This is a genomic window from Chromobacterium sp. (genome assembly GCF_041912965.1).
In the GTDB taxonomy this organism is placed as follows: Bacteria; Pseudomonadota; Gammaproteobacteria; order Burkholderiales; family Chromobacteriaceae; genus Chromobacterium; species Chromobacterium aquaticum.
Genome location: NZ_JAYSGF010000047.1, coordinates 25,356 through 36,411 on the forward strand (window position 1 = coordinate 25,356; position 11,056 = coordinate 36,411).

Genomic DNA, 11,056 nt, shown 5'->3' on the forward strand with positions numbered 1-11,056 from the left:
AAAACGGCTCTGGCAAGAGCCCGGATTATGACAGTGATGAGGGCGGGCTGACTATGGCTTGACGATATTTTATTTGCCGCCGCGGCGCGTCACGCGCCGTTCAGGCGGTGATTTCGCGAAAAGCCGGGCAAGGCAAGGAAAACAAGGCCTGATCGCCCAGCCGCATCGCGGTCAGGCTGCCGCCCCACAGACAGCCGGAATCTATCGCCACCACGTCTTCGGAAATGCGAACGCCCAAGGCCGACCAATGGCCGCAGATGATGGGCATCTCGCCCTGCCAGCGCCCCGGCGCCTCGAACCAGGGCGTCAGGCCGGCCGGCGCATTGTCCAGTTCGCCCTTGTAGTTCAGGTCGATTTCGCCATCGCGGTTCAGGAAACGCATCCTAGTCATCGCGTTGACAATCACGCGCAGACGATCGGCGCCACGCAACTCCTCGCTCCAGCGCGTCGGCCGGTTGCCATACAGCCGCGACAGGAATTCACGATGCTTGGGCCCGGACAGGCCGGCCTCCACTTCTTCCGCCAAGTCCAGCGCCCGATCAATGCTCCACTCCGGCAGCAGGCCGGCGTGCACCATCGCGTAGCCTTGGCCGGCTATCATCATCGGTTGGCAGCGCAGCCAGTCCAGCAAGACCTTGCCGTCGGCGGCATTGAGTATATCCAGCAAGGTATCGCTGCGGTGCAGCTTGCCGAAGCCCTCCGCCACCGCCAGCAGGTGCAGATCGTGATTGCCCAGTACGATTTCGACGTGATCCTGATGCTGGAACACCCAGCGCAGCACTTCCAGCGACTGCGGTCCACGGTTGACCAGGTCGCCGGTCAGCCACAAGGTGTCCTTGCCGGGGTTGAACTCGATTTGCCGCAACAACTGCTGAAATGGCTGGAAGCAGCCTTGAATGTCGCCGATAGCGTAGATGGCCATATGCACCTCATGAGTGGCGGATCGATCCGAGAACCTGTCCAAAATCTGCTGCGCTTCGGCGACGCGGCGTTGAAAACACCTTCGAAATGCCAAGTACCACCTGTACATTCCGCTTCTTCAACCGTTTTCGCCTTGCCTCGCTCTTGCTCGCCAGACTTTGAACAGGCTCTGAGATGTCATCCGCGGATAGCGCCATGATACCCCATGCTACAATGCACTGGCTGAGTTACCGATTTACTGCGCCCCGCCGGGCCCCTTCCCCATACCGCCATGTCCGCACCCTTGCTCAATCCGCCGCAGCGCGCGGCGATCCAATATCTTGACGGCCCCTTGCTGGTGCTGGCCGGCGCCGGTTCCGGCAAAACCCGAGTCATCACCTACAAGATTTCGCACCTGATCCGCGAAGGCGGCATCAGCGCGCGCAATATCGCCGCCATCACCTTCACCAACAAGGCCGCGCGAGAAATGCTGGAACGGGTGGGCAAGCTGATGACGCCGGCGGAGATCCGCGGCATCACCGTATCCACTTTCCACTCGCTGGGCATGCAGATGCTGCGCCAGGAAGCGCCGCATCTGGGCTATAAGTCGCAGTTTTCCATCCTGGACGCCTTCGACGCCGGCAAGATCATTTCCGACATCCTGAAAACCACTTCCAAGGACGAAGTGCGCAAGGTGCAAAGCCAGATCTCGCTGTGGAAAAACGACCTCAAAACGCCGGACCAGATGCTGCTGGAAGCCCAGGGAGAGTGGGAGAGCATCTGCGCCACCACTTATCTGGCCTATCAGGACACCTTGAGCGCCTATCAGGCGATGGACTTCGACGACCTGATCCGCCTGCCGGTGCAGTTGTTCCAACGCAATGAAGAAGTGCTGCAGAAATGGCAGCACAAGCTGCGCTACCTGCTGATAGACGAATACCAGGACACCAATACCTGCCAGTACCAATTGGTCAAGCTGCTGACCGGCCTGCGCGGCATGTTCACCGCGGTGGGCGACGACGACCAGTCCATCTACGCTTGGCGCGGCGCCAATATGGAAAACCTGCGGCTGCTGCAAAGCGACTTCCCCAAGCTCAAGATCATCAAGCTGGAGCAGAACTACCGCTCCACCGCGCGCATCCTGCGCGCCGCCAACTCGGTGATCTCGAATAACCCCAAACTGTTCGAAAAGCAGCTGTGGAGCGAGCTGGGCCTGGGAGAGCCCATCCATGTGATCCAGTGCAAGGATGAGGAGCACGAGGCGGAAACCGTGGTGCAAAGGCTGCTGGCGCACAAATTCGAATACCGCACCGAGTTCAAGGACTACGCCATCCTCTATCGCGGCAACTACCAGGCGCGCATCTTCGAGCAAGCCTTGCGCAATCAGCGCATCCCCTATCAGATGGCCGGCGGCCAGAGCTTTTTCGACAAGCCGGAAATCAAGGACATGCTGGCCTATATGCGCTTGATCGCCAATCCCGACGATGATCCGGCCTTCATTCGCGCGCTGACCACGCCCAAGCGCGGCGTCGGCACCGCCACGCTGGAACGGCTGGGCGCCTGGGCTGGCGAGCGCGGCAAGAGCCTGTTCGCCAGCGCCCATGAGGAAGGCTTCCGCCTGCAGGTGCAAAAAGCCCAGCTCGAACCGCTGGAGCAGTTCTGCGACTTCATCGCCAATCTGCAATACCGCGCCACCCGCGAGGACGGCGGCCCGCTGGCGATGGAGATGATGCAAGCCATAGGCTACGAAGCCTGGCTTTACGATAGCGAGGACAGCCCGCGCATCGCCGAAACCAAATGGAAGAACATCCTGGAAATGGTGGGCTGGCTCAGCCGCAAGGGCGAGGACAGCGGCAAGAACCTGGTGGAGCTGACCCAGACCATCGCGCTGATCACCATGCTGGAAGGACGCGAGGAAGGCGAGGTCGACGCGGTGAAGATGTCCACGCTGCACGCGTCCAAGGGTCTGGAATACCCATATGTGTTCCTGGTTGGCACCGAGGAAGGCATACTGCCGCACAGCGAATCCGTCGATAACGGCATGGTGGAGGAAGAGCGCCGGCTGATGTATGTCGGCATCACCCGCGCCCAGCGCATGCTGACGCTGACTTACTGCGTCAAGCGCAAGCGCGCCGGCGAGTGGCAGTTCGTCGAGCCTTCACGCTTCATCAGCGAAATCAACGGCGACGATATGCGCCACTTCGGCAAACCCGGCGCCGAGCCCATCGTCAGCAAGACCGAGGGCAAATCGCGGCTGGCCAGCCTCAGCGCAATGCTGGCCAACAAGGAAAAACCGGCGGACTCCTGAAGCACGGCTATCGTGGGCGACATGCCCGAGCGCGGGAAAAGAAAATGGCGCCAGTGGCGCCATATGAAGAATGAGGAACATCTCTGGGTGAAGCGAAAGTGGAAACCCACTGAATCCCCACACCAAGCCGCGAAGCGCCTGACGCTTCACGACCTAAACAGATGGCTCATCATGCCCCAAGCGCCTGAGCAGGGCACCTGTCCCTTGTTACAGCGCGGTTTTGTTGACATAGGACATTGTCGTCAACATTAGGCCTAATTTTCCGGAAAAACATATAAATCGCCATTTTTCAGCGATAAAAAACGCCTTGCGCTGAAGCAAGGCGTTTTTTGTTCCGAGGGACCGCCGCTTATTTGGAATTATTCACCATGTATTCCACCGCCGCGCGGAACTCGGCGTCGCTGCCGGTATAACCGCCCTTGGCCGGCATCGCGTTCAGACCCTTGATGCCGATCTTGACCACTTCGTCCAAGCCGGGCTTCAGGCGCAGAGCCCAAGCCGCCTTGTCGCCGAACTTGGGCGCGCCGGCGATGCCGGCCGCGTGGCAGGCCATGCACACGCTGTCGTAGATTTTCTTGCCCACCACCGCCGGATCGGCCGCCGCGGCCGCGCCGCCAGCGCCGCCCACCGGCGGTTCGGTGAACTTACCGCCCGCGGAGTTGCCCATATAGGCCACCGCGCGCTTCACTTCGTCATCGCTCAAATCGGTCGCGCCGCCCTTGGCCGGCATCGCGTTGAAGCCCTGCAAGGCATGCTGAGTCAAGGTATCCCAGCCCTTGGCGATGCGCGAGCCCCAGGACGCGGTGTCGCCGAACTTAGGCGAGCCGGCGAGGCCGGTGCCGTGACAGGAGATGCAGATGCCCTTGTAAACCTGTTCGCCCGTGCGCATGCCCGGAGGCGCATCGCTGGCCTTGGCTTCGCCAACCGGTTTCAGGCGAGAGGCGATGGCCTCCTTGGTCATTACTTCGGCATCCACGTTGTAACCGCTGGTAGCCAGCTTGGCCAAAAGCCAGATTGCCACTACAAGAAAGACAACGACGCCAACCAGCACTTTGATGACCTGGCCGGGAGCCATTCCGTTCTCATTACTCATTACGAGCCTCGCCTGGAATTAATGACATTTAAAATAGGATAATTATACGGTAAGCCTGAAGGCAAGGCAAAACCATACACTGGACTCGGGTAAGGAAGTTGCGCTATGATGCGGCCCTGCCTCAAAGCAAGTCGCAGCGCACCCGTAGCTCAGTTGGATAGAGTGTCAGTTTCCGAAGCTGAAGGTCACAGGTTCGATCCCTGTCGGGTGCGCCACATCCCCTCCGCCTGTCTTGATATTTCCTCGTTTTCCCCGCTATCGCCACCGTTGTTTTCACTAAAACGCTTGCCGCAGCCCAATGCCGCGTCCTTAGGGCGGAAAATGAAAAAAGCGGGACGCTTGCGCGCCCCGCCCGGTTCATTCCGCCCGCGGCCGGAGTCAGGCGATGCTGGCCACCGGCTCGGCTTCGTCGTCGTCTTCTTCGCCGAGGAAGCCCCCGCTCTGATGCGCCCATAGTCGCGCATACAAACCGTCCTTGGCCAACAGGCTGCGATGGTCGCCTTCTTCCACCACTCGCCCCTTGTCCAGCACGATCAAGCGATCCATCGCCGCGATGGTGGACAGCCGGTGGGCGATCGCCACCACGGTCTTGCCTTCCATCAAGCGGTACAAGCTGCGCTGGATCGCAGCTTCCACTTCCGAATCCAGCGCGCTGGTGGCTTCGTCCAGCAGCAGAATGGGGGCGTCCTTCAACATGACCCGCGCGATCGCGATGCGCTGGCGCTGGCCACCGGACAGCTTGACCCCGCGTTCGCCGACATGGGCGTCATAGCTGCTCCGTCCCTTGGGATCGGTCAGGGTCAGGATGAAATCATGCGCCTCGGCGCGGCGCGCGGCCGCCTCCATCGCGGTGTCGTCGGCGTCTGGCCTGCCGTACAGCAGGTTGTCGCGCACCGAGCGGTGCAGCAAGGAGGTATCCTGCGTCACCATGCCCACCTGGGCGCGCAAGCTGTCCTGTGTCACCCGCGCGATATCCTGGCCATCGATCAAGATACGACCGCCATCCAGGTCGTAGAAACGCAGCAGCAGATTGACGATGGTGGACTTGCCGGCGCCGGAACGGCCGACCAGACCTATCTTCTCACCCGGGCGTATCGTCAGCGACAGCTGTTCGATCACGCTCTTGCTGCCGCCATAGCTGAAGTCCACCTGCTCGAAACGAATCTCACCCTGCTTGACCGCCAGCGGCTTGGCATCTGCGCTGTCATTGACCAGCACCGGCCGCGCCAGCGTGGCGATGCCGTCCTGCACCGTGCCGACCTGCTCGAACAAGGAGGCCATTTCCCACATGATCCAGTGCGAAATGCCATTCAGGCGCAGCGCCATCGCCGTGGCCGCCGCCACCGCGCCGACACCGACTTCGCCCATGCTCCACAGCCACAGCGTGACGCCGGCGGTACTGGCGATCAGCAACATGCTCAGGCTGTGGTTGATGATTTCGAAACCGCTGATCAAGCGCATCTGGCGATAGGCGGTGGCCAGGAACTCCTGCATCGCGCCGCGGGCAAAGCCGGCCTCGCGCTGCGCATGCGAGAACAATTTCACCGTGGCGATATTGGTGTAAGCATCGGTGATGCGGCCGGTCATCAGGCTGCGCGCGTCGGCCTGGGCGGTGGCGGCCAGGCCTAGCCTGGGCACGAAGAAATACAGCGTGGCCACGTACAGCGCCAGCCAGGCCAGGAATGGCCATAGCAAACGGCTGTCGAAGCTGCCGACCACGGCGATCATGGTGACGAAGTAGATCACCACGAACACCAGGATGTCGGCGACTATCATCACCGTCTCGCGCACCGCGATCGCGGTCTGCATCACCTTGGCCGAAACCCGGCCGGCGAACTCGTCCTGATAGAAATTCATGCTCTGCCGCAGCAGATGGCGATGGAAGTTCCAGCGCAACAACATCGGGAAGTTGGCGGAAATACCCTGGTATTTGATCAGGGCCTGCAAGGCGATCAGCAAGGGGCTGGCCAGCAAGATGCCCGCCAGCAGCAACAGATTATGGCTTTGCGTGTCCCACAGCAGCGCGGGCTTGACCGCGCCCAGCCAGTCCACCACCGAGCCCAGCATGGAAAACAGCAGGGCTTCGAAAGCGCCTATGCCGGCGGTCAGCAGAATGACGGCCGCAATCAGGCCGCGCAAGCCGCGGGTGCAAAACCAGAGAAATGGAAAAAAGCCCGAGGGAGGTTGGGCCGGAGGCGTGTCGGGATACGGATTTACCCGTTTTTCGAACCAATTGAACAAAGATCGCTCCAGTGCAGAGGCCGCCGATCCGGCTGCGCCTGCTTTGGGTTTAATAGGAACCTGGACAATAGCCAAGCGCTGAAAATCGCGCAATGGAAACTTCTCTCACCCTGCGCCCGCATTTGTCATATTCAGCCAACAAACACGAACGCAAGACAATTGCCGCCAACTACATTGGCTAAAACGCGACAGTCAGCATAATTCCTCCAGCTTTTCGGTCTTGCGGCTGCGCAGGTCCACCACGCGGTGAATCTCGATGCGCAGCTGGCCGCGATAAACATTCCACATCACCAGCGCCGCGCGCCGCGCCTGCTCCTGGCTGGGATGCAGCGGCCCGCTGTCGTCGACGCCGAACTGCTCCGAGATCAGTTTCAAACGATACATCCCCCTTACGCCCCCCAAGATCGTGCGCAGCCAGCCGGCTGCCGCATGCCGCGCCGTCGCTGCGCCGCTGGCAAGTGAGAAATCTCCCGATGCCGCCGTTTCGTTAATTCTGCCAAAATAAGCACATTGTCATTTCAATGGTCATACCCAAGCGTTGTCGTCGCGCGAAGACGAGAACGGAGATCGGCATGTGGTGACAGGCAGGAGAAACAGCGCGGGCCAATAGCCCTTGGCATTTATTGACGGCTTTTGCCGCTCTTGAGAATGATTCTACCCATTACAAGCACTATCAGGCAAAGATTCCTGAATTAATTCACGCAGTTGTAATATAAACGGATAGATCAATGGCGGGAGAACCGCGCCAGGCACTGTGAATGGCATCCCGGCGCGGCAAGGGAATCAGCAGGAGGTCAAGGCGTGCACATCGCTGCGCTGCGCATGGCGAATGCGCGCCAGCGCCGCGTCTATCGGCGCGGTGCGCTCGCCCCAATAGCCATGGCGCACCAGGCAATCGGTCGCCACCAGCGCCGCGTCTATCATGAAGCGCTCTTCCAGCAGCAGTTGCTCCACTTCGGCGAAAGGCATCAGGATGTGCTCGGCCACCTCGCCGTCCTGATTACAGGGTGTCTCACCCTGCTCCAGCCACAGATCGAAAGCATAAATCCACTCGCGATGCAGGCCGCGCTGCACCGGGCGCTCGGCCAGCAGCAGGCTGGCTTGCGGCAGATCGCGCACCTGCTCGTGGCGCACGCCGGCCTCTTCCCAGCCTTCGCGCTCCAGCGCCAGCTCTATGCTCTCGCCGGCGGCCACGCCGCCGCCGACCAGGTTATCCATGCGGTTGGGATCCACCGCCTTGTGCGGGCTGCGGCGTCCCACCCACATCCGCACTTCTCCGGACGGCAGCCGGGTCAGCCCGTTCAGATGCACCGCGCGGCTGGTCAGGCCCAACGGGCGGAAGGCGGCGCGCTCCAGTTCGAAGAACGGGGAGCCGTCGTGGCGGAAAGCGGTGAAGTTTTCATTGCGCCAGCCATTGAGCCAACCGGCCTGTTGCCAGCGGCGCGCCGCCTGCGCCAAGGCGTGGCTGATGCTGCGGTAGCTGCCGTCGAGACGGCAATGCAGTTTCTGGTACTGCTCTTCGAACAGCTGCGATTCGCTGCTCAGCAAGCGCTCTTTCCACACCGCGTTGACCCAGCCCAGGCGCTCTTTGCCGATATACAAAGGCGTGAACTGCTGACGATCGAAACGGGTAATCTTGTCGAGATAAGCCAGAACCGCATCCACTTGCATTGCCAACTCCGCTGCGATGTGTTTCGGGAAGGCTGCATCTTAGGATGCTTCTTCCGCTTTGACTATATCTGGCGTAACAGCCGGCAAATAAACAGATTATTTTGCGGCAGGCTGTTGCGGAATTGTCGATGCGGCCACACGCCGCGCCGACAATTTAATCGCAATGTCATTTCAATTTGTCCGCCAGGCCGGAGTGGCGCGGCGGCGCGGCGGCCGCGGCCTGCTCCCACACCGCCTGCGCGCCGGCGACAATGAAACGGTCGCGCGCGCGGGTGATCGCGGTATACACCAGTGCACGGTTCAGCACCGGTCCCGCCGTGTCCGGCAATTGCAGACAAACCTCGCCGAACTCCGAACCCTGGCTCTTGTGCACCGTCATCGCGTACACGGTGTCATGCTGCGGCAGGCGACCGGGCGCGAACTCGCGCCAGCCGCCGTCGTCTCCGGGAAAAGCCACGCGCAGCCCAGCCTCGCGCTGCACCGCGAAACCGATGTCGCCGTTGAACAGGCCCAGGCCGTAATCGTTCTCGCTGATCATCACCGGCCGCCCCGGATACCAGTCGCGGCCGGCCGGCTTGTCGCCGTCCGCTTCCAATTGCTGCTCGATGCGGCGGTTGAACGCGTCCACCTGCCGCCGCTCCGCCGCCAGCAGCATGAAGCCGGCGAAGGCGCGCTGCCGCTCGGCCAACGGCGCGCCGGCGCGCACCGCCCGCCAATAAGGCTGCCAGCGCGCCAGCACTTCGGCGGCATCCAGCGCCGGCGTCGCCGCCACGTCCGGCCAGGCCGCGTCCTGCAGCGCCGCCCAGCTGGCCGGGCCGTCGCCGGCGTTGACCCGCCGCGCCAGCTCGCCGATGCCGGAAGCCGCGCCAAAGCGGTGGCTATGCGTCAGCAGCGCCACGCAGTCGGTGAGCTTGCCGCCGGCGCCCGGCGTGGCCGCCAGGGTTTCCCCGCAGCTCGCGCGCAGCCAGTCCAGCGTTTCCGGCCGGTAATGGATGTCCGCGCATAGATCGCCCAGCACCGCGCCGGCGTCCACCGAGGCCAGTTGATCGCGATCGCCGAGCAGGATCAGACGCGCCTGCGACGGCAGCGCCTCCACCGTGCGTGCCATCAGCGACAGATCTATCATCGATGCCTCGTCCACCACCAGCACATCCAACGGCAATGGGTTGCCCGGATGATGACGCGGCGCGGCGGCGCCCGGACGTAGGCCCAGCAGGCGGTGCAGGGTCTGCGCCTGTTGCGGCAGCTGGCGCAGCGCCGCCTCATCGACGGCCAAGCGCTCGCGTGCGCCGCGCACCGATTCCGCCAGCCGCGCCGCCGCCTTGCCGGTGGGCGCGGCCATCGCCATCACCAGCGGCCGCGGCGACAGGCCGGCGAGCAAGGCCAGCAACTTGACCACGGTGGTGGTCTTGCCGGTACCCGGGCCGCCGGAAATCACCATCAGCCGTTGGCGCGCGGCCAAGGCAGCGGCCAGCTTCTGCCGGTCCGGCGCCGTGGCGTCCCCAGCCGCGCCGAACAACGCGTCCAGCATCCGACGCAGACTCTCCGCGTCCGGCGCGGGGCCCGGCTCCGCCAGGACGCTCAGCCGCGCGGCCAGCCGCGCCTCGTCGAACCAATGGCGGGCGAAGTACAAACGGCCGGCCTCATCCAGGATCAGCGGCGCGTAAGCGCCGGGCGGGCCAACCAAGGCGCTGGCCCGCAGCGCCTTGCGTTCCGGCCGCTGCGCCAGCGGCAGGCAGACATGGCCGGCCTGATTGGCGCTGGCCAGTTCATGGATCAGCGCCAGCGCGGCATCGTCGACATCGGGATCGAGACGGGAGAACAGGCGCGCCAGTTCGGCGGGCAGCAGGGCTTGCTGGACAGACATCGATTGGGATCCGAATGCTTTGCGCTCCGCGGCGCGGAGCGGGAATGGGACGCCTCAGCGCAATTTGCCGCTATCTTGCAGCTGCTGAATCGCCTTGTCCAATTGCGGCAATAGCTGGCGGTATTGCGGGTGCAGCCGCAGCATCACCGGCACGCTGCCGACGCTTTCCCCCGGCACGCAGGGCGGCGCCTCCGGCGAGTGGCTCAGCAAGGTGTCCAGCTGACGCTGGCTCAAGACAATGGCCTGCATGCGGCCCTGGCGCAGGCCGCCCAGCAAGTCGTACTCGCTGGCGGCCTCCATCCGCTTGAGCTGGCCGCTGGCAAAGCCCGGTTCCAGCGCCGGGTAGACACGCCCTTGCAGCACGCCCACGCTCAAACCGCTGAGGCCGGCCGGCAGCGCGCCCTTGCGGCGCTTGCCGGCGGCGAAGCACAACCGCAGCGCCTGAACGTCTATGGGCTTGGTGTAGAAGCCGGCCACCGGCGACAACGCGCGCCAGGATGGATTGACGCCCACTTCCACATCCACCTTGGCCACCTCGAACAATTGCTGCAAGCGCGAGGACGGGTAATATTCCAGCTCGAAGCGGATGCCGCTGAGCCGGCCTATCTGCTCCAGCGCCGCGCGGTATTGGCCGGCCAGCACGCCGTCCTGAGCGCTGAACAAGGGACCGAAGCTGTCGTTGGCCACGCCGGCGCGCAGGGTCAGCCCGGCCGCCGGGGCTGGAGCCGCCAGCAGCAACGCGAGCAGCCCGGCCGCAACCTCAGCCCAGCCTGGCTTCCAGCGCATCGCAAATGGTTTTGAGGATCTTGATGCGGGCATAGTATTTATTGTTGGCTTCCACCAGCGTCCAGGGCACCTTGCTGGTGCTGGTACGGTCCACCATATCGCTGACCGCCAGCTTGTAGGCATCCCATTTGTCGCGGTTGCGCCAGTCCTCCTCGGTGATCTTGAAACGCTTGAAGCCGGTTTCCTCGCG

8 protein-coding genes, 1 tRNA gene and 1 pseudogene are annotated in these 11,056 nt (G+C 63.0%); 2 read left to right on the forward strand and 8 right to left on the reverse strand.

The genetic code is table 11. The annotated features are described in order from the left end of the window. Positions 1–100: 100 nt before the first annotated feature. Entirely contained in the window at positions 101–922 is an 822-nt protein-coding gene (locus ACE3QM_RS19785; RefSeq protein WP_374424272.1) for a symmetrical bis(5'-nucleosyl)-tetraphosphatase, read from the reverse strand. 270 nt (positions 923–1,192) lie between these two features. On the opposite strand from ACE3QM_RS19785, the gene ACE3QM_RS19790 reads away from it, so the two are divergent. After that, on the forward strand, positions 1,193–3,208 hold the full coding sequence (locus tag ACE3QM_RS19790; RefSeq protein WP_048409474.1) for a UvrD-helicase domain-containing protein: 2,016 nt from the start codon (positions 1,193–1,195) through the stop codon (positions 3,206–3,208). A 349-nt stretch (positions 3,209–3,557) separates the two neighbouring features. Here the strand turns inward: ACE3QM_RS19790 and ACE3QM_RS19795 are convergent, their stop codons facing one another. Next, a complete protein-coding gene (locus ACE3QM_RS19795; protein ID WP_374424274.1) occupies positions 3,558–4,184 on the reverse strand; it encodes a cytochrome c5 family protein in 627 nt (208 codons plus the stop codon). 255 nt (positions 4,185–4,439) lie between these two features. Between ACE3QM_RS19795 and ACE3QM_RS19800 the strand changes: the two genes are divergently transcribed. After that, positions 4,440–4,516: transfer RNA gene (locus tag ACE3QM_RS19800), tRNA-Arg, on the forward strand. 163 nt (positions 4,517–4,679) lie between these two features. Here ACE3QM_RS19800 and ACE3QM_RS19805 read toward each other — a convergent pair. The 6 genes and pseudogenes from ACE3QM_RS19805 to ACE3QM_RS19830 all read right to left on the reverse strand — a co-directional run. Continuing rightward, the gene (locus tag ACE3QM_RS19805) at positions 4,680–6,542 is read right to left on the reverse strand and encodes an ABC transporter ATP-binding protein (protein ID WP_374424276.1); all 1,863 of its coding nucleotides are present in this window, start codon (positions 6,540–6,542) and stop codon (positions 4,680–4,682) included. Between the two features lie 192 nt (positions 6,543–6,734). Next, the gene (locus ACE3QM_RS19810) at positions 6,735–6,926 is read right to left on the reverse strand and encodes a hypothetical protein (protein WP_048409471.1); all 192 of its coding nucleotides are present in this window, start codon (positions 6,924–6,926) and stop codon (positions 6,735–6,737) included. Positions 6,927–7,325: 399 nt separating this feature from the next. Continuing rightward, a complete protein-coding gene (locus ACE3QM_RS19815) occupies positions 7,326–8,213 on the reverse strand; it encodes a DUF4743 domain-containing protein (protein ID WP_374424279.1) in 888 nt (295 codons plus the stop codon). A gap of 166 nt (positions 8,214–8,379) precedes the next feature. Further along, on the reverse strand, positions 8,380–10,080 hold the full coding sequence (gene recD, locus ACE3QM_RS19820) for an exodeoxyribonuclease V subunit alpha (RefSeq protein ID WP_374424281.1): 1,701 nt from the start codon (positions 10,078–10,080) through the stop codon (positions 8,380–8,382). Positions 10,081–10,134: 54 nt separating this feature from the next. Beyond that, positions 10,135–10,866, reverse strand: coding sequence for a substrate-binding periplasmic protein (locus ACE3QM_RS19825; protein WP_374424283.1), 732 nt, complete (start codon positions 10,864–10,866; stop codon positions 10,135–10,137). Further along, a pseudogene (locus tag ACE3QM_RS19830) lies at positions 10,841–11,056 on the reverse strand (polyphosphate:AMP phosphotransferase); the annotation flags it as partial. The gene ACE3QM_RS19825 and the pseudogene ACE3QM_RS19830, both read right to left, overlap by 26 nt.

Bases quoted from the DNA above. Each gene is read 5' to 3' on its own strand.
- ACE3QM_RS19810 (WP_048409471.1), bottom strand. From the start codon at position 6,926: ATGTATCGTTTGAAACTGATCTCGGAGCAGTTCGGCGTCGACGACAGC.
- ACE3QM_RS19815 (WP_374424279.1), bottom strand. From the start codon at position 8,213: ATGCAAGTGGATGCGGTTCTGGCTTATCTCGACAAGATTACCCGTTTC.
- ACE3QM_RS19825 (WP_374424283.1), bottom strand. From the start codon at position 10,866: ATGCGCTGGAAGCCAGGCTGGGCTGAGGTTGCGGCCGGGCTGCTCGCG.
- ACE3QM_RS19790 (WP_048409474.1), top strand. From the start codon at position 1,193: ATGTCCGCACCCTTGCTCAATCCGCCGCAGCGCGCGGCGATCCAATAT.
- recD (WP_374424281.1), bottom strand. From the start codon at position 10,080: ATGTCTGTCCAGCAAGCCCTGCTGCCCGCCGAACTGGCGCGCCTGTTC.
- ACE3QM_RS19785 (WP_374424272.1), bottom strand. From the start codon at position 922: ATGGCCATCTACGCTATCGGCGACATTCAAGGCTGCTTCCAGCCATTT.